General features: G+C 68.4%; 18 protein-coding genes and 3 pseudogenes. 9 read left to right on the forward strand and 12 right to left on the reverse strand.

Going from position 1 to position 21,513, the window contains the following annotated elements:
* The first annotated feature begins 9 nt into the window (after positions 1–9).
* From ACKTSN_RS42490 to ACKTSN_RS42520, 7 genes are all read left to right on the forward strand, one after another.
* Complete coding sequence (locus tag ACKTSN_RS42490) at positions 10–861, forward strand: methyltransferase domain-containing protein (RefSeq protein ID WP_409473944.1); 852 nt, start codon at positions 10–12, stop codon at positions 859–861.
* Entirely contained in the window at positions 858–2,615 is a 1,758-nt protein-coding gene (locus ACKTSN_RS42495) for a CoA transferase (protein ID WP_409473945.1), read from the forward strand. The genes ACKTSN_RS42490 and ACKTSN_RS42495 overlap by 4 nt, the downstream gene beginning before the upstream one ends.
* A complete protein-coding gene (locus ACKTSN_RS42500) occupies positions 2,612–4,234 on the forward strand; it encodes a class I adenylate-forming enzyme family protein (protein ID WP_409473946.1) in 1,623 nt (540 codons plus the stop codon). Before ACKTSN_RS42495 ends, ACKTSN_RS42500 begins: the two co-directional genes overlap by 4 nt.
* Positions 4,235–4,262: 28 nt before the next feature.
* Positions 4,263–5,129, forward strand: a complete 867-nt coding sequence (locus ACKTSN_RS42505) for an SAM-dependent methyltransferase (RefSeq protein WP_409473947.1) — start codon at positions 4,263–4,265, stop codon at positions 5,127–5,129.
* A gap of 54 nt (positions 5,130–5,183) precedes the next feature.
* Complete coding sequence (locus ACKTSN_RS42510; RefSeq protein WP_409473948.1) at positions 5,184–6,440, forward strand: nucleotide sugar dehydrogenase; 1,257 nt, start codon at positions 5,184–5,186, stop codon at positions 6,438–6,440.
* A gap of 680 nt (positions 6,441–7,120) precedes the next feature.
* A complete protein-coding gene (locus ACKTSN_RS42515) occupies positions 7,121–8,215 on the forward strand; it encodes an IS630 family transposase (RefSeq protein ID WP_409473949.1) in 1,095 nt (364 codons plus the stop codon).
* A gap of 620 nt (positions 8,216–8,835) precedes the next feature.
* Positions 8,836–9,641 (forward strand): IS5 family transposase gene (locus ACKTSN_RS42520; protein ID WP_409474691.1). Its coding sequence is split into 2 segments (ribosomal slippage): positions 8,836–9,157 and positions 9,157–9,641, totalling 807 coding nucleotides; the frame shifts between segments, so codons are not numbered across the junction.
* A 123-nt stretch (positions 9,642–9,764) separates the two neighbouring features.
* Here ACKTSN_RS42520 and ACKTSN_RS42525 read toward each other — a convergent pair.
* The 4 genes and pseudogenes from ACKTSN_RS42525 to ACKTSN_RS42540 all read right to left on the reverse strand — a co-directional run bounded on the left by ACKTSN_RS42525 (position 9,765) and on the right by ACKTSN_RS42540 (position 12,357).
* Complete coding sequence (locus ACKTSN_RS42525) at positions 9,765–10,184, reverse strand: glyoxalase superfamily protein (RefSeq protein WP_409475059.1); 420 nt, start codon at positions 10,182–10,184, stop codon at positions 9,765–9,767.
* Positions 10,163–10,315 (reverse strand): annotated as a pseudogene (locus ACKTSN_RS42530) (glyoxalase superfamily protein); the annotation flags it as partial. The gene ACKTSN_RS42525 and the pseudogene ACKTSN_RS42530, both read right to left, overlap by 22 nt.
* Before the next feature lie 218 nt (positions 10,316–10,533).
* Positions 10,534–11,772, reverse strand: a pseudogene (locus tag ACKTSN_RS42535) (IS701 family transposase).
* A 6-nt stretch (positions 11,773–11,778) separates the two neighbouring features.
* Positions 11,779–12,357 (reverse strand): group II intron maturase-specific domain-containing protein, encoded by a 579-nt coding sequence (locus ACKTSN_RS42540; RefSeq protein WP_409473950.1) that lies wholly within the window; start codon positions 12,355–12,357, stop codon positions 11,779–11,781.
* A 252-nt stretch (positions 12,358–12,609) separates the two neighbouring features.
* Here ACKTSN_RS42540 and ACKTSN_RS42545 point away from each other — a divergent pair, with 252 nt between their 5' ends.
* Entirely contained in the window at positions 12,610–13,551 is a 942-nt protein-coding gene (locus ACKTSN_RS42545) for an IS5 family transposase (protein WP_409473951.1), read from the forward strand.
* Here ACKTSN_RS42545 and ACKTSN_RS42550 read toward each other — a convergent pair.
* From ACKTSN_RS42550 to ACKTSN_RS42570, 5 genes are all read right to left on the reverse strand, one after another.
* Positions 13,523–13,993: a hypothetical protein gene (locus ACKTSN_RS42550; protein WP_409468856.1), complete on the reverse strand. Its 471-nt coding sequence runs from the start codon at positions 13,991–13,993 to the stop codon at positions 13,523–13,525. The genes ACKTSN_RS42545 and ACKTSN_RS42550 overlap by 29 nt on opposite strands.
* A 65-nt stretch (positions 13,994–14,058) precedes the next feature.
* Positions 14,059–15,369, reverse strand: coding sequence for a group II intron reverse transcriptase/maturase (ltrA, locus tag ACKTSN_RS42555; protein WP_409475060.1), 1,311 nt, complete (start codon positions 15,367–15,369; stop codon positions 14,059–14,061).
* 561 nt (positions 15,370–15,930) lie between these two features.
* A complete protein-coding gene (locus ACKTSN_RS42560) occupies positions 15,931–16,824 on the reverse strand; it encodes a reverse transcriptase domain-containing protein (RefSeq protein WP_409473952.1) in 894 nt (297 codons plus the stop codon).
* Between the two features lie 574 nt (positions 16,825–17,398).
* Positions 17,399–17,539: a hypothetical protein gene (locus tag ACKTSN_RS42565; RefSeq protein WP_431197166.1), complete on the reverse strand. Its 141-nt coding sequence runs from the start codon at positions 17,537–17,539 to the stop codon at positions 17,399–17,401.
* A 98-nt stretch (positions 17,540–17,637) separates the two neighbouring features.
* The gene (locus ACKTSN_RS42570; protein WP_409473953.1) at positions 17,638–17,829 is read right to left on the reverse strand and encodes a hypothetical protein; all 192 of its coding nucleotides are present in this window, start codon (positions 17,827–17,829) and stop codon (positions 17,638–17,640) included.
* A gap of 185 nt (positions 17,830–18,014) precedes the next feature.
* On the opposite strand from ACKTSN_RS42570, the gene ACKTSN_RS42575 reads away from it, so the two are divergent.
* Positions 18,015–18,971 (forward strand): IS5 family transposase, encoded by a 957-nt coding sequence (locus tag ACKTSN_RS42575; RefSeq protein WP_409473954.1) that lies wholly within the window; start codon positions 18,015–18,017, stop codon positions 18,969–18,971.
* On the opposite strand, the gene ACKTSN_RS42580 is transcribed toward ACKTSN_RS42575, so the two are convergent.
* The 3 genes and pseudogenes from ACKTSN_RS42580 to ACKTSN_RS42590 form a co-directional block, all read right to left on the reverse strand.
* Positions 18,919–19,470 carry a hypothetical protein gene (locus ACKTSN_RS42580; RefSeq protein ID WP_409473955.1) on the reverse strand — a complete coding sequence of 184 codons (552 nt, stop codon included), beginning with the start codon at positions 19,468–19,470 and terminating at the stop codon, positions 18,919–18,921. The two genes, ACKTSN_RS42575 and ACKTSN_RS42580, sit on opposite strands and share 53 nt — an antisense overlap.
* Positions 19,471–19,500: 30 nt before the next feature.
* Positions 19,501–20,472 carry an ISAs1 family transposase gene (locus tag ACKTSN_RS42585; protein WP_409473956.1) on the reverse strand — a complete coding sequence of 324 codons (972 nt, stop codon included), beginning with the start codon at positions 20,470–20,472 and terminating at the stop codon, positions 19,501–19,503.
* Positions 20,473–20,609: 137 nt separating this feature from the next.
* Positions 20,610–20,927 (reverse strand): annotated as a pseudogene (locus ACKTSN_RS42590) (transposase family protein); the annotation flags it as partial.
* Positions 20,928–21,513: the final 586 nt, after the last annotated feature.

Here is a 21,513-nt window from a genome sequence, read left to right on the forward strand (position 1 = left end):
GGGGATTACATGCGCAAGAGTCCGGGCCAGGCCTCGGGGTTCGTCTTCGACAACGACAGCGTGCACAGCGACGAGCTGCACCGCTGCATCACCGACGCCTACGACACCATGACCTTCGACAGGCTCGCCGAGACCGGCGTCACGACCGGGTGGCGGTGCCTGGACATCGGCTCCGGGGGCGGGAGCGTGGCCCGGTGGCTCGCCGAACGCGTCGCTCCCACGGGCGAGGTCATGGCCACCGACGTCAAACCGCACCACATCCAGGAAGGGCCTTGCCTGACCGCCGTCGAGCACGACGTGGTGACCGATCCGCTCCCGGAGGCGGACTTCGACCTCGTCGTCGCCCGTCTCGTCCTCCAGCACCTGCCCGAACGGCTCGCCGTCCTCGACAAGCTCGTGCGTGCCCTCAAACCGGGAGGGTGGCTGTACATCGAGGAGTTCGACGCCTCCTACGAACCACCCCTGCTCACCCCGGACGAGGCATCCGCGCGGCTCTACGCGGCTTTCCTCGACGCCAAGTGCGCCGTCATGCGGGCCGGCGGGGGAGATCCCCACTGGGCCCGGAACGCGCCGGCCGCCATGCGTGCCGCGGGGCTCGTCAACATCGACCCGTGGCCCCGCATCGAACTGCGCACCGCGGGGTCGCCGGGCCTGCTGATGCAGCTCAACCACACCTACCACCTGCGGGACAAGCTCCTCGCCGCGGGTATGACCGAGGCGCAGCTGGCGGACGTACGGGCGCTGATGCGGGACCCGTCGTTCTGCGCCGCGTCCAGCGTCATCTACTCGGTACACGGCCGGCGCCCGCAGGCCGGTGAGGCGGAAGACGGTCTGCGGCCCCTCACGGAGGACGCCCGATGACGCTCTGCGTGCCGCGCGCCGGGGCCCCGGCCACGGCGCCGGTGGCCGCCCGGATCGCGGCACACGTGCTCGACTTGGTGGACGACCCCGCCACCGCCACCGTCGGCTGGGACATCGACTGGCAGGGCCCGCTCTCCGTCCCCCTGGTCGATGAGGGTGCCGTCCAGGCGGCCTGCGGGATCATGCACGTCCACGGCCGGGCGGCCGGACGCCCGGCCCCGCTCGCCGTCGACTACGCCTCCACGGTGGCGGGCGTCCTCGCGGCCCAGGGAGTCTGCGCGGCACTCCTGGCGCGGGCCGCGGGCGCCGACGTGACGCAGGTGCGGACCTCCGTGAGCCAGGCCGCGCTGCTGGCGCTCGCCCAGTACCTCGCGGCCGCGACAGCCGACGGCGACAACCCGGAGGACGGCCTGCCATCGCGCACCGGCACGGGGCAAGGGTCCGGGCCCGCCGACTGCCCGTTCGTCTCCGCCGACGGAGTGCGCTTCGAACTCGAAGTCCTCGACGCCGACCGGTGGCTGGACTTCTGGCAGCGGCTCGGCGCGGACCGTGCCGAGATCGGCCGCGGATGGCGGTCGTTCCAGCAGCGGTTCGCCACCGCCACCTGCTCGCTGCCCCCCGCGCTGTCCGCGACCGTGCGGCGTGTCTCGTTCGCGGCCATCCGGGCGACCGCGGACCGGTCGGGCGCCGCCGTGCTGTCCGTACGGGAAGATCCCCTCCCGCCGACGGTGACGCCGCCGTGGACGCTCACGCCGTCGCCCGAACCCGGCGGCACCACGAGCGGCCGGACCCGTACGGGCGGCGCTCCCCGCACGGCCGGGGCACCCCTGGCGGGCCTGCGCGTCGTCGAGTCGGCACGACGCGTCCAGGGGCCCATGGCCGGTCATGTCCTGCGGCTCCTGGGCGCCGACGTCGTACGTGTCGAACCGCCGGGCGGCGACCCGATGCGCGGCATCCCTCCCATTGCGGGCACCTGTTCGGCCCGCTTCAGCGCCCTCAACGCCGGAAAAGCCGTCACGGAGATCGACTTCACCTCGGCCACGGGACGGCGGGCGGTCCGCGAACTCGTGTCCGAGGCCGATGTCTTTCTGCACAACTGGGCGCCGGGCAAGGCGGCCCGGCTCGGACTGGACGCCGAGGACCTGCGTTCGGCTCGCCCCGGGTTGGTGTACGCGTGGGCGTCCGGCTGGGGCGACGCCCTCGGGCCGATACCGCCGGTGGGGACCGACTACCTGGTCCAGGCGCACAGCGGCCTCGCCGCCGCCGTGCGGCCCGCGGACGAGCCACCCGCGCCCTCCCTGATGACGCTCACCGATGTCCTCGGCGGGCTGGTCTGCGCGCAAGGCGTACTGGCGGCACTGTTGGCACGGCTTCGCACCGGAAGAGGCGGCCGCGTGGACTCCTCCCTGTACTCCGCCGCTGCCCTCGTTCCCCGCGGGTGGCGACGGCCCGCAGCGACGGACCGTCCGCTGCGTACCCGGGACGGATACCTCTCGCTGGGACCGCAAGCCCGCGAGCGGCCGGACCGCCTCGCGCGAGCGCTCGACCTCGGCGCCGGGGCGGGCGTGGACGCGATCGCCTCCCGGGCCCGGACGCGGCCCACCGCGGACTGGCTGCCCAGGCTGGCGGCAGCGGGCGTGGCCGTCACACCGGTGTGCACCAGCCTCGCGGACCTGGCCCGCGACCCACGGTTCGCCCCGGCGCTGGCCGTCGGGGAGTACGCCACCCCCCTCGCACCCTGGGAGTTCTCATGAGGGCCGGATGGACATCGAACGCCGGTGTCGAGATCCGTGACCTGGTGCCGGCCCCAGTGCGGCGCGCCTGGGTCGAACAGGGCCACTGCCCCGACCGCGACCTGTACACGCTCTTCTCCGGACACGTGAAGCGTCACCCCGGTCGGACGGCCGTCATCGACTCGGCGGGCGCGCTGGACTACGCCGGGCTCGACGCCCGGGTACGGCACATCGCCGCCCGGCTCGCCGAACGCGGGCTGGGCGAACGGGACATCATCGCCGTACGGATGCCGAACGGGCGCGACGCGGTGGCCGCGGAGCTCGCGGTCGCGGCCGTCGGCGCGGTCGCGCTGCCCTATCCGCCGGGGCACGGCAGCCGGGGCCCGGTGAGCCTGCTCGCCCGCGCCCGTGCCCGCGCGGTCATCGTCACCCATCTCTCCGACGCGGTACCACGCGCTCATCTCCCCCACCTCGAAGCGGTGTTCACCTTCGGGGAGGGCCGGCGGACCGCGCAGTCACTCGCGGCGCCCGCGAGGCAGCCTTTCGTTCCCCGTCCCGTCGACCCCGAGGCGCCCGCCCGGATCCTGGTCTCCTCCGGCTCCGAGGCCGAACCCAAGATGGTCGCCTACTCCCACAACGCGATGGCCGGCGGCCGGGCCACCTACGTACGCGCCCTGCACGACGGGGACGGCGCGATGCGCAACCTCGTGCTCGTCCCGCTGGCTTCCTCCTTCGGTTCCTGCGGCACGTCCGTCACGCTGGCCGCCCTCGGCGGCACGCTGCTGGTGCAGGAGTCCTTCGACCCGGCCGCGGCGCTCCGCATGATCGTCGAGCACCGCCCCACGCATGTCTTCGGCGTGCCCACGATGCTGCACCGCATCGCCGAACAACCGCCCACATCCCGAGAGGACTTCACCGGCCTGCAGGCCGTCGTCTCCAGCGGCGCGGCCCTCCCGGACGCCACCGCCGAGGTGTGCCGCGACCGGTTCGGCGGCCCTGTCATCTCCGTCTACGGATCATCCGACGGCGTGAACTGCCACACCGCCGCCACCGGGCTCCGCCCTGAGGCGGGCAGCGGGCTTCCCGACTCGGCCGTGGCGCGGATCCGCATCACCGACGACACCGGTGCCCCCGTGTCGGCCGGGCAGCCCGGCGAGATCTGCGCCAGAGGCCCGATGACACCGCTGTGCTACGTGGCCGACCCCGATCTGGACGCCCGGTACCGCACGTCGACCGGCTGGGTCCGTACCGGTGACTGCGGGCTCCTGGACGAACACGGCCGGCTCCACGTACTGGGCCGCATCAAGGAGATCGTCGTACGGGGCGGCTACAACATCAGCCCGGCCGAGGTGGAACGCGAACTCAGCGCACATGCCGCTGTGGCCGAGGTGGCCTGCGTCGGCGTGCCCGACCCGGAACTGGGGGAGCGCCTGTGCGCATGCGTCCGCGAGACGCCGGGCGCGCCCGCACCGGGCCTGCGGGAACTCACGGTGTTCCTGGAGTCCCAGCGCGGCCTTGAACGCCGAAAGCTCCCCGAACTCCTGCTGCGTGTCAGGGAGATGCCACTCGGCCCCAGCGGAAAGATCTGCCGCAGGACCCTTGCGCTTCTGGCTGCCCGTGAGACCTCCGACATCCGCTGACCGTCCACCACACGAAGGGTCTGCCCACATGACGAGTACGACCGGACAACGGAACGCCGTGGTCCGCAGTGACTACGAGCGTCTGCTGAAGGGCTACTGGGACACCAAGACGACAGACGACATCAATCTGCTTCTGGGGGCGGAGGACGGTCTCTACCACCACCACTACGGCGTCGGTGACTACGATCCCGGCGTTTTCACCGCAGCCCCCGAGCACCGGGACTCGCTAGCCCTCGAGGAACTGCACCGCATGGAGAACGCGGAGGCCGAACTCATCCTCGACGCACTCGGTACCGTTGCCGCCGACGCGCGCGGTATGGACGCCGGTTCGGGGCGCGGAGGCACCTCCTTCATGATCGCCCAGCGGTTCGGCTGCCGTATGGACGGCGTCACCTTCTGTGAGCGTCACATCGAGTTCGCCGAGCGGGTGGCCAAGGAGCGCGGCCGGGACGACCGGGTGCGCTTCCACCACGCCAACATGCTGGAACCGCCCTTCGAGGACGAGACCTTCGACTTCATCGTCAGCAACGAGACGACGATGTACGCGGACCTCCACGACCTGTTCCGCGGGTTCGCCCGGCTGCTGCGGCCGGGAGGACGCCATGTGGTGGTGACGTGGTGCCGCAACGACTCCGTCGATGCCCGCTCGTCCGCCTCGCGCCGCATCGACAACCACTACGTGTGCGGGATGCACAAGCGCAGCACCTACTTCGAGGCGCTCGCTGCCAGTGGACTCGCGCCCTACCGGGTGACGCGTCACACCGATGAGGCCATCCCCTACTGGGAACTGCGCAACCACTCAAGGCTGCGCACGGGCATCGAGGCGCCGTTCCTGGCGGGCTACCGGGAGAAGAGCCTCGAATATCTGGTCATCGCCTGCGAACGCGTGCGGTAGGGGAGCGGTGAGCCCCGGCCCCTCCTCACCATCACCCTGCATCCAGGGAGCGATATGAACAGCCTTGCTGTCATCGGACTCGGCTACACCGGTCTCCCGCTGGCCCGGGAGGCGTGCCGCGCCGGCATGCGTGTCATAGGGATCGACGAAAACCCGTCCGTCACCGCAGCCCTGAACTCGGGCCACTCGCATGTCCCCGACGTCACCGACGCCGATCTGGCCGCCATGCTGGACGCCGGCTTCCGGGCCTCCGCCGACGAGAGCCCGCTGGCTGAGGCCTCGGTGGCCGTGATCTGCGTCCCCACACCACTGGACGAAACGGGCAGGCCCGACCTCTCCCATGTGCGGCGCGCCGCCTCCGGTCTCGGGGATCGCCTGAAGCCCGGCACCCTCGTCATCCTGGAGTCCACTTCCTTTCCCGGCACCACGGACGACGTCGTCCGTGGCATTGTGGAGCAGGCCTCCGGGCTCAGCGCCGGCACGGACTTCTCCCTCGCATTCTCACCGGAGCGCATCGACCCGGGCAACGACACTTTCGGTGTGCGGAACACCCCGCGCGTCGTGGGTGGCTACACCCGACGGTGCACGGCGGCCGCGGCCGACTTCTTCCGGCACCTGTGTGACCGGGTCGTGGAGGCGGGCTCCGCACGGGAGGCCGAACTGGCGAAACTCCTGGAAAACACCTATCGCAGTGTCAACATCGCCCTGGTCAACGAACTCGCCGTCGCCGCCCGGGCGCTGGGAGTCGACGTATGGGACGCTCTCGACTGCGCGCGCACGAAACCCTTCGGCTTCCAGGAGTTTCGGCCGGGACCGGGTGTGGGTGGGCACTGCATTCCGGTCGATCCCGTCTATCTCACGCACTGGGCGCGCGCTGCCGGGACCCCGCTGCGGCTGGTCGAACTCTCGCAAGAGGTCAACGCCGGGATGCCGGCGCATGTCGTGCGGCGTGCCGAGCACCTGCTGCGTGAGCGCGGGAGGGCCCTGCGGGACGCGCGGGTGCTGCTGGTCGGAGTGACCTACAAGCGCAACAGTACGGACCTGCGGGCCACCCCGGCCGCCGCGATCGTCCGGCTGCTGCGACAGTGCGGCGCTTCCGTCACCTATCACGATCCGCTCGTCGACGCCTGGGCGCCGGACGGCGAACCGGTGGAGCGGGCTGCCGACGCACTGGCTGCCGCCGCGGACGCGGCCCTCGTGATCCTGGTGCAGGATCACGACACCGTTCCGCTGGACCGGCTGCCCGAGTACGCCCCACTGCTGCTGGACACCCGGGGCCGGCTACGGGGCACTCGCGCCCATCAGCTCTGAGACGGGCGCAGCCGTCGGCCCCGAACGGCCCCGACCAGCCGTTCTCAAGGGCCGACCGGCCCAAGCGGCCGAACGGTTTCGCCATTCATGCCGGGGGCATTGGGGCGTACCGCTGCAACTGGGGCGCGGTATGGGCCGTTCATCACCACGGCCGGGGGAGGGAGGTGGCCGTCACCGCGGTGGGGAGCCGCTGCTCCAGTCCATCAAGTCCTTCGCCGTCCCCACGTGCAGCAGGCTGATCGGCGGCGGACTCGCCCCCATCCTCACTGACGGCCGGTCAGGGCCACTGCAGAAGTCCCAATGCCGCCTCCCTGCCACTGGGTGGGGGCTGCGGAACCTGAAGGGTGGCGTTGTGATGGCCTGAAAGGAGTGGGCCGACGAGGGTGCCATCTCCGAGATCCACTCCCTGATGCGGCGCGCGGCCAAAGCGAGAGCGCTTCGGTGTGGCACCGGATGGGCGTGTGTTTCGTAACGCGGCCGGGAACTACATCGACGCCTGGCGTAGGGCATAACGTGGCGCCGAGCACGTGAGGCGGCGCTCATTGTGGACGAGCCGGGACGAGCACGAGGATGCGGCAGCCGGCACCTTAGCCCAGGGTTGCCTGGAAATATCCCGGAACAGCTAGTGTCTTTTGATTCTGTTTGTGGAACCTGAGGCCTCTGTGATCGTTGAGTCTGGTATGGATCTCTCCTCTGAACAGATTGCTGAGCTGCGGGAGTTGGCGGGTTCGCGGGATGTGCCGGCTGTCGTGGCGCTTCGCGCGCGGGTCGTGTTGTGGTCGGCCGAGGGGCGGCGGCGAAAGGACATCGCCGAGCTCGCCGGTGTGGCACCGCTGACGGTGGACCGGTGCAAGTCCCGCTATGCCGAGCGTGGTGTTGCCGGGCTGGAGGACAAACGCCGGGGCGGGCCGCGAACTCAGGTGCCGCCTCGGGTGCGGGCCCGGGTGATCGCCTTGACGAGGATGTCCCCGCCGGTGGATTCCGGGCTCTCGCACTGGTCGACGCGAACGCTGGCCGACCACTTGAAGCGGCGCGAGGGCATCTCGGTGTCCTGGCACTACGTTGCCCGCATCTGGCGTGAGGAGAATCTGAAACCGCACCGCTCGGGCACCTTCAAGATCTCGAAAGACCCGGCGTTCGCGGAGAAGGTCGCCGACATCGTCGGGCTGTACCTGGCCCCGCCCGGTGGCGCCGTGGTGCTGTCGGTCGACGAGAAGACGCAGGTGCAGGCGCTGGACCGGACCCAGCCGGTGCTGCCGGTGGCCTTCGCGGCCACCGAGCAGCGCACCCATGACTACGTCCGGCACGGCACCACGAACCTGTTCGCCGCGCTGAACGTCGCGACCGGAGAAGTGCTGGGCGAGTGCAAGCCGAGCCGGAACGGCGCGAACTTCCTGGCGTTTTTGAAGAAGGCCGTCAAGCCGCACGCGGGGAAGGAGATCCATGTCGTCCTGGACAACCTCTCCACGCACACCACCCCGGGCGTGAAGGCGTGGCTGGCGAAAAACCCGCACGTCCACTTCCATTTCACTCCCGTCGGGTCCTCGTGGCTGAACCAGATCGAGATCTGGTTCGGGATCATCACCCGGCAGTCCATCCGCCGTGGCACGTTCTCCAGCGTCAACGTCCTGGTCAAACAGATCCGCGACTACATCAACTCCTGGAACGAGAACGCGAAACCCTTCACCTGGACCGCCACCGCCGACGAGATCCTCGCCAAGGTCCGCCTCGTCCAGACCAGCGTGAAGAAACTCGTCAACAACAACTCGAAGTAACACAATCAGGATCACGAGACACTAGTCAGAGGCGGGGCACGGATGGGAGAAATCGGCAGTAAGGCCGAATTCCGGCTCGCTGCCTGGGCGAACCTGGGAAAGGGCGCCTGACGGGCATCTACGCTGGTCAGGCGCCTCTTTTTCTGGGTCTGGAAGAACCCCGGCTTCCTCGGCGAATACGAAACCAAGAGGTTCTTGGTCTGCTGGTGGTACATCTCGCACGGCGCGGTGACCAGGGAAAGCGAGGGCTGGGTCAGCGACGGGTGGAGTGTTGGCCCGCGTATGGTCCGGATCTTGGTGCCGATTGAGGCATTGGTGCGTGCCGGCCCCGGAGGCATGTCTCGCACACAGGGTCTCCCGATGACCGATGACTGCCCACAGTTGTGGCGCGGGCCCATTGTTTTGGTGGACCCGCTGTTGATGCCCCGGTGCGGGAACTGGCAAAGAAGCACAGTCGAGGAGGCGGCGCCAGCGCACCACGGCTGTGAGTGTGCTTCCGCTGCTTTTCGCCATCATCGGCAGAGCGCCGTCTGGCGCGCCCGATGCTGTTTCTACAGCTAAGAGCTTGTCTCACGTGGTGTCTGATCGATGCGGCATGATTCCTTCTTATGGGTGTCGATCTGTCGCAGCGGTTGGTTCCTGACGAACTCTGGTTGCTGGCGGCTCCGTTGCTTCCCTCGTTCGCGCCGCGCCCGCAGGGAGGAGGGACGGCCCCATGCGATGAGCGGGCCGTGTTCACCGCGGTTGTGTACGTGCTGACCAGCGGATGCGCGTGGCGGCATCTTCCCGAGACGTTCGGCGTCTCTCCCGCCACCACGCACCGCCGGTTCTCCGCGTGGACAGAAGCCGGGCTGTGGAGACGTCTACACCGGGCCGTCTTGGACGAGCTCGGTGCCCGCGGAGAGCTGGACTGGTCCTCCACGATCGTCGATGCAGCCTCGGTCCGCGCGAAAAAGGGGGATCGCTGACCGGGCGCAATCCGGTCGACCGGGGCAAGAAGGGCAGCAAGCTGCATGTGCTGTCCGACGCTCAGGGCTTACCCCTGGCGCTCGGCGTGTCCGGGGCGAACGTCCACGACAGCCAGGCTCTGCTGCCCCTGGTCCTGGGCATACCCGCGATCCGCTCGCGGCGCGGTCCGCGCCGGCGCCGTCCCGGCAGGCTCCGTGCGGACAAGGCCTACTACTCCGCCGAGCACGTGAAGTGGCTGCGCGGGCGCGGCATCGTCCCGCGTATCGCTCGGCCCGGCATCGAATCCAGTGAGCGCCTGGGCCGACACCGCTGGAAGATCGAACGGTCGATCTCCTGGCTCTTCGGCTACCGCCGCCTCACCGTCCGGTACGAGAGGAAGGGCACACACTTCTTGGCCTTCCTCGGCCTCGCAGCGGCACTGACCTGCTACAAGAAACTGGCCAAGCTCGCCACGTGAGACAAGCTCTAATACTCCAGCTGTAGATCGCGATCTTGCTGGCGTTGCTCTGTGGAATGTCCGTGTGGAGGATCGTGTCGGCAGAGCGCACCGCGTGCTGCGGCGCGCTCTGCCCTGGGTCGACTACTGTGCGGATGGCGGCTGCGCGAATCTCAGGATGTTGCCGTACGGGTCGATGACCTGCAGTGTCGGCCCTCCGGGGGCGTCCGGATCGATTCCGGGACGTGCTGGTGCGTTCGGTCGGGCGAGCAATTCCTTGTGCAGGGCGGACACATCGCGCACCGGGATCCAGACCACGCTGTTGGGGGCGCCGTCGCCGTGATGTTCGGAGAGGTGCAGCACGGCTGCCGAGCGCGATACCTGCACATACAGTGGCAGCCCGGACTCAAACCGGTGCTCCCAGTCCAGGGCGAAGTCAAGGAAGTCACGGTAGAACGGCAGTGCCTGGCGACGGACATGACGCGCAGGACGGGCACGCCCGGGCTGATGTCCGGTGCGACAGGGTTTCCTGCGCGGCTCGTCAGGGCGGCGAGCACATTCCAGTCCTTGGTGCCGAGCTGGTGGGCGGTCAGTTCGAGTGCGAGGCTGTGTGGAATCTCGATCCCCGCTGCGGCAAGGTCCTCGCGCAGGAGTCTGGCGAGTTTCTTGGCGTGCTCAGTGGTAGAGGACGTCATCGCGTCGGCTTTCCACGCGGCCCATCCTGCCGATGCTCGCGTTGTCGGCCGGTGCCGCGTTCAGTGAGCCGAAGCGAGGCGACCCACGGTGCATTCACCCAACCTTGACAGGCGCGAGCGGCCGGCTGCACCAGGCCGCCACCGATCATACCGGGTGGCCTGACGCGATGGCACCGCTGCCGTAGCGCCTCGTCCTCACCTCATGACTCTGCGGCAGGTCACGGTTGAGTGGTTGCTTGTCGTCGGTAGTGGGAGGTGCGAGCGCGGGCCTGGTGGCGACGTCGCCACCGCGACCAGCGAAGTCGGTGCGCGAGGTCGTGGACCGGGTTGATCATTGCCGCGAACAGATGCTGGATTTCGTTGCCGCTCTGGGGGATCAGGTCTTCGGGCGCTGGGCGGTCTCGGCGTTCGGCGGCCGCGGTCACGGCGAGGAAAGCGTGCGCGAGCATGGCGAGGGTGACCCAACGGTGCCAGGAAGTCCAGCGGCGGACCTGGTGCTCGTCCAGGCCGGCCAAGCCTTTGCCGGCCTGGAACGTCTCCTCGACCGTCCATCTGCTCCCGGCGACCCGCACCAAGGTGGACAGCGGAACCGGGGTGGCTGAGTAGCAGCGGTAGAAGGCGAGTTCACGGGTGCGCCGGTTGCGGCGGACGAGCAACTGGCGGTGGCCGGGCCGGTCGTCAGCGATGTCGGCCAGGGCCCAGTCGTAGAGGCGGTGCCCTTTGGCTCCGGCGCCGGCGGAGAGTCATTGCCAGGCCCGCTTCGGCAGCTTCTTGACCAGGATGTCGGCGCGGAGCTTGCCCGCACGGGTGGGAATCTGGTGGTCGCAGGCGATGGCGAGTACGTAGCCGACCTGGCGTTTCTCCAGGTCGGTTCGCAGGTGGGGGTTGCCCCCGTAGACCTCGTCGCCGGCCACCCAGGACGCAAGGACGCCGGCGTCCAGTGCTCGGTCGATCATGCGGGCGGCGAGGGCAGGTTTCGTGGCGAAGCCGACGGCGTCGGGGATCCCGGCGGCCCGGCAGCGGGCCGCATCCTCGGTCCAGGAACGCGGGACATACAGCTCACGGTCGATCGCCGTGTGCCCGAGCGGGGTGGAGTAGGCGAGGTAGACGGCGACCTGACTGTTCTCGATGCGTCCGGCGGTGCCGGTGTACTGGCGCTGCACGCCCACGGTGTGCATGCCCTTCTTCAGGTCACCGGTTTCGTCCACGACCAGCACCGCGTCTTGGTGATGCAGGTTCTCGACGACGAAGCCGCGGATGTCGTCGCGTACCGCATCTGCATCCCATCTGGCCCTCGACAGCAGGTGCTGGAGACCGTACGGACTCGCGTCCCCGGCATGCTCAGCGAGCGTGTGAGGTCGGGCCGGGGCGCCCTGCCGACGTTGCCGTCGGTGGGTTTCCCCGGCCCGCCTCCCGAACCGGACGTGCCCGATCTCCAGGCATCCGGCTCTCCACAAGCCCTCTCAGACGGCCACTGCCGTCGTGGTCCCATTGGGCCAAGGCGATGGGATCTTGTTACCGCGGTAGAGGTAGCGGTGGGTCCGCACCTTCGCGCACTTGAACAAGGTCACCTCGTCGTCGGCGGGCCACCATCGGCCCGCGCTATAGCGGCGGCGCAGACTCTTCCAGCTGGACCGGCGGTGCTTGCGCCGCAGCCACCCGAAGACCTGGCGCCAGGTGAAGGCCGACAGGTATTGGAAGGTCGCGGACGACACCCCGTGCCGGAAGTACGCCGTCCAGCCCCGCAGCACCGGGTTGAGATGGTGCAGCACGACTGCCAGCGGCAGGTTCGTGTCCTGTCGGCACAGCGTCTTGACCTTCTCCTTGACGGCCTGGAGAGCCTTCTTGGAGGGGTAGAGGTAGACGTAGTGCTTCTGGGTCCCGCGTTTGCGGTGACGCTGGAGGCGCCACCCCAGGAAGTCCAGCCCCTCGTCGATGTGAGTGATCGCCGTCTTCTCCACCGACAGGCGCAGTTCCATCGGAGCGAGCACTTCCGCCACCTGGGTGCGTATGTCTTCGGCCTGCTCACGAGTCCCAGTCACGGCGATCAGAAGGTGAGTCGGCGGCGGGAATCTCACCCGCCGCCGCTCGCAGAACCGTGCGGGAACCTCTCGGCTCACACGGCTCCCATCGCCCAGCCGTCAGGCTTGAGAAGCCATCCGCTTACCGCTCGGCAGGCTTGATCAGTCGAACACGGTTCCTGTTCGGGTGACCTCTCGGCGGTCGGGGCATAACGGCAGGGCCTCCTGGTAGCTCGGGGTTGCGATCCCAACCGAGCAGCACCAGGAGGCCCTGTGTCGCAGTCTTTCGTGCTCGCGTCTCTGGAGTCCAACGCGCCATCTCCGGCGTGTGACTGTCTCGCGCACAGGTTCGGCAACGCGGCGGACGGGCCGGACCGCGTGCGGTGTTACGGCTCCGACCTGACGGAGGCGGAGTGGCAGGTCATCCGGCCGCTGCTGCCGGTCCCCGCGTGGCTTCAGGGGCGGGGCGGGCGGCCGGAGGGCTATTGCCACCGCGTGATGTTGGACGCGGTCCGCTATGTAGTCGACAACGGCGTCAAGTGGGTCAACCTGCCCTGTGACTTCCCGCCGTACCGGCGGGTGCACGCGTTCGCCCGCCGCTGGCAGGTGACGGGCTTGCTTGCCGAGCTCCACGACCGGCTGCGCGACAAGGTGCGCCAGAAGGAAGGCCGTGAGGTGGACCCGACGGCCGCCATCGTGGACTCGCAGTCACTGCGGGCAGCGGCGAACATCCCGCGCTCGACGTCCGGGTGGGACGGCGGGAAGAAGGTGGGCGGCCGCAAGCGGCACCTGGTGGTGGACTGCCTCGGCCTGGTCCTGGCCGTCGTGGTGAGTGCGGCCAGCGTGCAGGACCGCGACGCCGCACTGCCCTTGCTGGAGCGGCTGCGCACCATGTACTTCTCCATCCGCCTCGTCTGGGCGGACGGTGGCTATGCGGGTCGGCTCGTCGACTGGGCGGCCGAGAAGCTCCAGCTCACCCTTGAGATCGTCAAACGCACCGACGACACCAGCGGGTTCGTGGTGCTGCCGCGCAGGTGGGTGGTGGAGAGAACGCTGAGCTGGCTGATGCGCTCGCGCCGCCTGGTGCGCGACTACGAGACGCTGCCCGCCATGCACGAGGCCATGGTGCTGTGGTCCATGACCATGCTCATGAGCAGCCGCCTGGCCGGGCGCCGGCCAGGCGCCTTCAGCCGGCCGGCGCCCCGAGCGGGGTGAACACCCCCGGCCGCACCTGGAGCGCCCACCCCCGCTCCACCAGGCGTTTCGCCTTCGACCGCAGCCCCTCGACCTTCGCCGGAACCGCCTGAAGGCCCAGGGCTGCGGCCAGCTGCTGGCACCGCATACCCTCCCGGGCCGCATCCGACTCCAGCACGGACATGATCCGCTGGTAGTCCGGAGGCAGGACCGTCGCTGTCATGCCCTCGGCCCGTCTGGGCACCACCGACCCCGCCACCGCACTCACCACCGGCTCCGCGACCGCGACAGGCGGCTCCGCCAGCACCTCAGCCACCGTCACACGGGCATCCGCCAGACGCTGAAGTGCCCGCTCCGCCTCGCCGAGCGCGGCCTGCACCCGCTCGGCCTCCTCCCGCAGCCGTGCCACCTCTTCCCGGACCTTCTTCTCCCGGGCCTCCAGCAGACCGAGCACCGACGGCACCAGCCACCTCCATAAGCGAAACGAACGGACGAACCACGCCCATCTCTCCCGCCGCCAGCCGGAGTTCATGCCCACCCAGCCCGAACCAAACGATCACGTTCGGAAAGCGGATGGCGTCTGAGGCCGAACCGCCAGTGGGCGAAGAGGTTCGGGTAGCGGCGGGCGGTGCCCGCCAACAGCTCCCGCGCCTTCTTCTCCCGGCGGTGGAGTCGTTTGTACTTCCGGCAAGCCCAGCGCACCAGATACTCGTTGAGGCGCCGGAGAAGGGGATACAACATGGACTTGTAGAAGCGCCCGTAATAGTTGATCCAACCCTGCACGACGCTGTTGAACATCCGCGCAAGGTCCGTGAGGGACTTGTCACTGCGGCAGGCGATGCGCCAGGACCTGATCTCCTTACCCATCGCCTTGATCGCCGCCTTGCTGACCGCGGGCAGGAAGTTCAAGAAGTGCTTCCCGTACCGGTTCTTGGCCAGCCTCGGTCGGAACGTGTACCCGAGGAATGTGAACGACGTGTGCTCGTACGAGCCGCGCCGATCAGCGTCCTTGCAGTACACCACGCGCGTCTTGTCCGGATGGAGTTCCAGACCGACCTGCGCCAACCTCGCAGCAAGCGCATCCCGCACGCGGCGGGCCTGACGCTCACTGCGGCAGTGAATCACCGCATCATCGCAGTACCGCTCGAACGTGACCTGCGGGAACTCTCGCACCAGCCACATGTCGAACGCGTAGTGCAGATACAGATTCGCCAATACGGGCGAAATCGCTGATCCTTGGGGAGTTCCGCGATCCCGCTGTTGCACCGTCCCGTCTCCCTTTGCCAGCGGCGCAACCAGCCACCGCTTGACGTAGAGCAGGACCCACTTCCCGTCTTCATCGATATGCCGCTCGACGGCCTTGAGTATCAGCTCATGGTCCACGCTGTCGAAGAACGCCCGGATGTCGAGGTCGACGACCCAGTCGTTTCTCCAGCAGCGCCGCCGGCACTGCTCCACCGCGTCCAGCGCAGATCGCCGGGGCCGGTAGCCGTAGGAGTCTGGGTGGAACACACGCTCCACCCGTCTCTCCAGGTACATCGCGGCCACCGTCTGAGCGATCCGGTCGGACACAGACGGCACCCCAAGGACTCGGACACCTTTTCCGCCCGCCTTGGGAATCTCGACGGCCTTCACCGCCGGAGGGAAGTACGAGCCGGACGACATGCGGTTCCACAGCTTGTACAGATTCCCTTTCAGGTTCTGCTCGAACTGCTCGATCGTCACGCCGTCCGCCCCGGGTGCTCCTTGATTGGCTTTGACCCTCAGATACGCCTCCCACACCATCGACTTGGGAATGCAAAACGACTTGGACTCGGCCTGCGGCCTCGATCCGTTCATCTGGCTCCTCCCGGAGAATCCCGGTTGACCACCAAACAAGATCAGGACAACCCGCCCCCTTCGCTCCACCCCCATTACAGGAGCTTCATCACTACTACGAGGCGGTCCGTCCCCCTGCCACGCATCGGTACTCAGCCCCTTGCAGTTTCAGCTGCTTGGAGTTCTCCCTTTACACCAACCCGCCCTCAACATGGACCGGTTGGCGGCATCGTGGCGAGGGGTTCCCACGTTCCGCACTGGTGCCTGTCGCCGAGCTCGCGCCACCTTCATGCCGGGCCGCCGCCTGACCAGGAATACAGGAACCCGTCAGACTCATCCCGGGGCAACAACTGGACCCCGGTTTCGGCAACCACTCATACGCTTACGACACTTCAGCAGTGGTTCACTCGCGTTCGCCTTCTCGGCACGTACCTGACGCATCTCGTGCGCCTTTTCCGCAGTGCTCATCACCCCGGCTCATTCACCGGAGCAACCTGCGGTGGTTTGAGACCTCCCCCTGCGTGGGCGATCCCGGAGGGCCTGCCTCCATCACCAGTGCAGCACCACGTCAAGGGCTTCCGTCTACATCGGAACCTCCTGTTGTGTTCGTGGCGCACAGTCGTCCGCATACCGGATGAGCCGGTAGTTGGGCAGATTCTGCCGACGTCGCCGGGCCCGCTGGCCCTGTGTGGAGTTCGGCCCGCCCGGACCTGCCGCGATGAACTCATCGAGGACGGACAGGGCGATGTTGGCCAGCAGCGGCGAGAGAATCCCACCCTGCGGAGTGCCGGTGTCGGTGTCCTTGGACTGGCCGCCCTCACTCAGGATGCCCGCCTTCAAGAACGCCTTCACCAGGTCAAGAACGCGTCGGTCCCCGACTCGGCGGCGCACCCGGCCCATCAGAGCCGTATGGTCGATCGAGTCGAAACACGCCTCGATATCCCCCTCCACCATCCACTCGTAGGAGCTCTTGGCGAAGTGGTGTGCCTCGGCGAGCGCGTCATGAGCCCGGCGTTTGGGGCGGAACCCGTAGGAAAACGGGAGGAAATCCGCCTCAAAGATCGGCTCCAGCACCAGCTTCAGGGACGCCTGGACCACCCGGTCCCGCACGGTGGGGATCCCCAGCCGACGGCGCTTGGCCGTCCCCGGCTTGGGGATCATCCGTTCCCGCACGGGAAGCGGGCGGAAACTACGGTCCTTCAAGTCGGACCGCACCTCGTTGAGGAAGACCTCAACCCCTTGCCCGTCCTCTACGGAGCGAGCGGTCTGCCCGTCCACTCCGGCCGAGCGGGCGCCCTTGTTCCTTCGCACCCGAGCCCACGCGACCAGCAAGAACGCAGGATCGGCGACGAGATTGAACAGGTCATCAAACCGGCGATCACGATCGTCGGTCGCCCAACAGTGCAGCTTGGTCTGCATCTCCAGTACCCGGCGCTCGGCCTTGAGCAGCGCGAACTCCAGCGCGCCGGTATTCACCAACAGCCTCCCGGCATTGCAGCATCCTCCCTGCAGACTTGCTGGCCCCCTTCGCCATGCACGGAGCTTTCCTCCGCTCGGACTACTACGGGGCCTCCGCCCCACCTGCGGACCTCAGCCGGCAACGGGCCTGCCCTCGATCTCCGGACCGGATGCCCGGAAAGCCGGGGGCGACCGCAGGCGGTTCCCACGTTCACCATGTGCCGATCGGCCAGGTCGGCGTCCCGCTACTGCCCCGGCAGCATCACCACGCCTACGCCGCAGACCTTCAGCGTGGCCTCCCCACCGGCAGTTGGAGACCGGCTTCGGAGTTGGCCACCCCTGTTGAAGCGAGTGGCCACGCACTGCACCCCGGGCCCATATCCGCCAGATTTGAGCCCGGTGCAAGACTTACGGAGCTTTACACGGATTCCTCTTCGTACGCCTTCTGGCCTTGCTTGCCGAACCCGACGCGTCTGGCAGTACCGCGTCGTCCCGGCGTTGTCAGGGCTGCTTCCCGTCCTCACCGGCGTTCCCCGGCTCGGACTGCCCTCAGCTTCTACCCGGCCGCTGCGACGGCCCGGCGGTAGAGGTCTCACACCTCCACTCGGTCACATGGCGCCTCGTGGCGCACCCAGCAGTTCTTGCGCGGCAGGTCCGACAGCAGCCCGAGCACGAACGCCCGTACCCGGCGCCGCGGTTCCACCCGACCGAACCGTCCCGCGATGCGACCCATCAGAACCTCAAACGCGGCCTGCCAGCGGCCAGGATCTATGCTGTGACCTGCGGCCACCGACTGATCTTCTGTCTTCACACACCAGGGCTGATGCGTTCTCAGATTTCGAGATCGAGTAGTTGGAGTGCGTGGTCGGTTCGTGACCGATAGTGGTCGGTGGCGGCGGCGATGTTCGTCCATCCGGCCTGGCGGATGAGGCCGATGGCGAGGTTGCGGAGCGTCGCCATCGCGCGGGGTGCGGTGCCGGTGCGGACACTGGAGGCGTCTTCGGCGAAGGTCACGTCCCGCACGTGGTGCAGGGCTTCCACCTGCCAGTGCCCGCGGATCAGTTCGGCGAGCTGGGATGCTGTGACCTGGTCCGGGGTGAGAAGCCGTCTCTCAACCGATCTTGGAACGTGCAGATCGAACGGAGTTCCTGGTCGGGTGATCTTCCGGCCGTACGCGCATGAAGGCAGGGCCTCCTGGTAGCTCGGGGGTGCGACCCCAATCCGAGCGGTTCCCGGAGGCCCTGTTGTCGTTGTTGTACGCGCCCGAGCCCGCCCACTTCAACTCGCCCGCCGTGTCGTGCGATTGCCTCGCGCACGTGTACGGCAACGCGGCCGATCATCCCGATCGGGTGCGCCGGTATCCGTCGGACATGACGGACGCGGAGTGGGCGGCCATCCGGCCGTTGCTGCCGGTGCCGGCCTGGCTCCAGGGCAGAGGCGGGCAGCCCGAGGGGTATTGCCACCGCCAGATGCTGGACGCGATCCGCTATTTGGTCGCGGGCGGGATCTCCTGGCGGGCGATGCCCGCGGACTTCCCCGCATGGGGCCGGGTTTACGCCTTCTTCCGCCGTTGGCGCGAGCACGGGCTGATCGCCGAGTTCCATGACCGGCTGCGCGGGAGGGTCCGTGAACGCGAGGGCCGCCAGGCCGAGCCCACGGCGGGGATCATCGACGCGCAGTCGGTGCGGGCCGCCGCGACGGTGCCGGCCTCCTCACGCGGCTACGACGGCGGGAAGAAGGTGCCGGGCCGCAAACGGCACATCGTGACCGACTGCCTCGGCCTGCTCCTGGTCGTTTGCGTCACCGCCGCGAACATCGGCGACCGCGACGCCGCGGCCGGCCTGCTGAGACGGCTGCGCCGCCTGCACCGCGACATCACCCTGGTCTGGGCCGACGGAGGCTACACCGGCGGCCTCGTCGACTGGTGCCGGGACAAACTCGCCCTGACCTTGGAGATCGTCAAGCGCACCGACGACATGACAGGGTTCGTGGTGCTCCCCAGACGCTGGGTGGCGGAGCGCACGTTCGCCTGGCTGATGAACTCCCGCCGTCTGGCGAGAGATTACGAGACGCTGCCCGCTTCCAGCGAGGCGATGATCCGGTGGTCGATGGTCACGCGGATGAGCCGGCGCCTGGCGCGGCCACGGGCCGCCGGCCGGCGCTGAACGCTCCCGACGTCTCCTGCAGCAGCCACCCGCGCTCCGCCAGGCGCCTGGCCTTCGAGCGCACCCCATCGACCTTCGCCGGTGTCGTCCCCAGGCCCAGCTGAACCGCGACCTCCTTGGCCTTCGCCGGTCCCTCGCCCGCTGAGCGCCGCTCCTCCAGCACGCCCAGAATCCGCTGATAGTCCGGCGCCAGCACCGTCACCGGCAGCCCGTCCCGCCACGGCGGCACCGTCGAGCCCGGCACCGGCACGGTCGATGGCGCCCTTTCCTGCTCCGCCCCGCTCTCCGTCACCGCAGTGGACTCGGCCGCAGACACAGCCAGGGCCTCGAGCAGCTCCTCCCGCGCGATCACCCGCCGGTCCAGCTCGATCTCCGCGGCCTCCAACACCTCAGCCAGCCGAGCGGCTTCCTCCCGCAGACCCTCCACCCGCACCCGGGCAGCCGCCTCCCGCTCCTCCAGCATTCCCAGCACCGACGCCACCGCGCACCCCTCGGTCATGAAGCGGACACAAGACGCCGCATCCCTCCCTCACCCCGAGCGAAACCATTCCTGACCAGCAAGGATCAACCGATCACGTTCGGTTGAGAGACGGCTTCTGAGGCTGGTGACCGCGTAGATCGTCTTGATGGTGGTCTTGCCGGTCCTGCGGTTTGTGCGACGCCGCTTGACCTCGATGGCTTGGACGGCGTGGGGGAAGAGCAGTCCGGGCTGGACGGTGCAGACCTTGAGTCGGCGGATTTCGCGGCGTCCGTGTCGCTGGTCGCGGGTGCGGTGCTGGAGCGGGACCTCCCGCCAGGGCAGGTGCCGCAGCTGACGGCGAAGTTTCTTCTGGTTGCCTTTGACGACCAGGATGTAGTGGGCGCCCTGGGCGGTGATCTGCTCGGCGTGGCCGGTCTGGGTGTGCAGCGCGTCGGCGGTGATGACGTGGCCACGCAGGTCGAGTGGCTCAAGCAGCGGGGCAAAGGCGGGGATTTCGTTGCTCTTCGCGGCGATCTGCCGCTGGGAAATCACGGCCTGGCTCTCGTGCAGGACCGCGGCCAGGAGGTGGACAGCCGTCTGGCCGTCACGACGGCTGCCGCGTACGGCCTTGCCGTCGACGGCCAGTCCCACCAGCGCGGGCGCCTCGTCCTGGACCGGGTCACGGGAGTACCGGGCGAGCCAGGCACCCACGGCGTCATCAAAGGCGTCGCCGTCGATGCGGGACAGCAGGCGGCCCAGGGTGGTGGCACGCGGGAGACGCGTAAGGCCGATGCGTGTCCGTGTTTCAGGGGCGGCGTCGACGGCGAACCGGGAGATGCCGGCCAGTGTGGTGGCACCGCCGAGGACTGCGAGCAGGCACAGGGCGAGCAGGGAGCCCAGCCGGTAGCGGCGGCCCCTGACCCGCCTCGGATCGGGGAGCCGGTCCAAGATCTCGCGGAGTGAGGTGAGTTGCTCGGGCGGGCAGGGCAGGCCGACGTGCCCGCAGTGGCGCTGCAGGACGCCGATCAGGGAGGATGACACGCGAACGCGACCCCTGTTCGTGATCAAAGGCTTCGAGAACCTTGATCATCGGGGGTCGCGTTCACCGTCTCCAGTCCGGCCGCCGCGGCGCATGCACACGCGATCAGCTCATCTCGCCGAGTGAGAACGCATCAGCCCTGGCCCAGCAGCGGGTGGTAGGGCAGGCCGAAGGCGGCCAGTTCCCCGGGTGCCGCCCGCCGGCACCACTCCGCCGCCGCGGTGATCGAGTCGTGGCCCGCGGGTGTCATCGCGCAGACCACCAGGGCCAGCAAAGAGGAGAGCCGGTAGCGCACCCCGCTGGCTCCGCGCGGATCGGTGAGCGACTCGAATCCCGCGACCAGACTGCGGACTTGATCCCGTACGGTGCCCTCACGCAGGGCTTCCAGACGGGGCGCGGGGCAGACGGGAGCAGCGATGGGGGATGATGGTGGAACGAACGCGGCACCCTCGTGGATCTTGAAGCGTAGAGAACTCCATGATCCACGGGGGCCGTGTTCGCCTGTTTCTGGGGACCGCCGCCGACATCAACCGGCCCAAGTTCGGACGAGACGGGCAAACGCCGGGGCCCTGACTGAACGGCTACCTGAAAAAGGTGTTTTTGGTACCGATAGGCGAATAGTCCATCCCCTGCCTGTATTCGGCGCAACGGAACCTTCTGGTGATTTCGACGTAAATAATTCTGGCTGAAAATAGCTGTACGACCATCCCAGAGATCGCCTAAAGTGATCTTGGGCCGAAGGGCCTTGGGTGAGATAGTCCTTCGTTTTGCTTGCGCAGGCAAACTGCGAATGCTTTCCTTGCTCGAAACTCACCAAAGGGAAGGTTTACATACGTATTCGTTCTGCACTGGCCGCTCTCGCTGTCGCCGGAGCGGGTGTGGTCGGCATCGCCGCTCCGGCGAGCGCCTCGACCAACACCTGCAACCCGTCGCACTTCTGCCTGTTCTACAACTCGGACAGCCAGAACGCGTACTACCCGTTCTGAGACACGACCGCGGACTTCGCCGGCTACACGTTCAAGGGTGTCGGCGCCGGGGCTGGT

Source organism: Streptomyces flavusporus (genome assembly GCF_046267975.1).
Classification (GTDB): Bacteria; Actinomycetota; Actinomycetes; order Streptomycetales; family Streptomycetaceae; genus Streptomyces; species Streptomyces flavusporus.

Bases quoted from the DNA above. Each gene is read 5' to 3' on its own strand.
- ACKTSN_RS42490 (WP_409473944.1), top strand. From the start codon at position 10: ATGCGCAAGAGTCCGGGCCAGGCCTCGGGGTTCGTCTTCGACAACGAC.
- ACKTSN_RS42495 (WP_409473945.1), top strand. From the start codon at position 858: ATGACGCTCTGCGTGCCGCGCGCCGGGGCCCCGGCCACGGCGCCGGTG.
- ACKTSN_RS42500 (WP_409473946.1), top strand. From the start codon at position 2,612: ATGAGGGCCGGATGGACATCGAACGCCGGTGTCGAGATCCGTGACCTG.
- ACKTSN_RS42505 (WP_409473947.1), top strand. From the start codon at position 4,263: ATGACGAGTACGACCGGACAACGGAACGCCGTGGTCCGCAGTGACTAC.
- ACKTSN_RS42510 (WP_409473948.1), top strand. From the start codon at position 5,184: ATGAACAGCCTTGCTGTCATCGGACTCGGCTACACCGGTCTCCCGCTG.
- ACKTSN_RS42515 (WP_409473949.1), top strand. From the start codon at position 7,121: ATGGATCTCTCCTCTGAACAGATTGCTGAGCTGCGGGAGTTGGCGGGT.
- ltrA (WP_409475060.1), bottom strand. From the start codon at position 15,369: ATGAACGGATCGAGGCCGCAGGCCGAGTCCAAGTCGTTTTGCATTCCC.
- ACKTSN_RS42565 (WP_431197166.1), bottom strand. From the start codon at position 17,539: ATGGGTCGCATCGCGGGACGGTTCGGTCGGGTGGAACCGCGGCGCCGG.
- ACKTSN_RS42580 (WP_409473955.1), bottom strand. From the start codon at position 19,470: ATGACCGAGGGGTGCGCGGTGGCGTCGGTGCTGGGAATGCTGGAGGAG.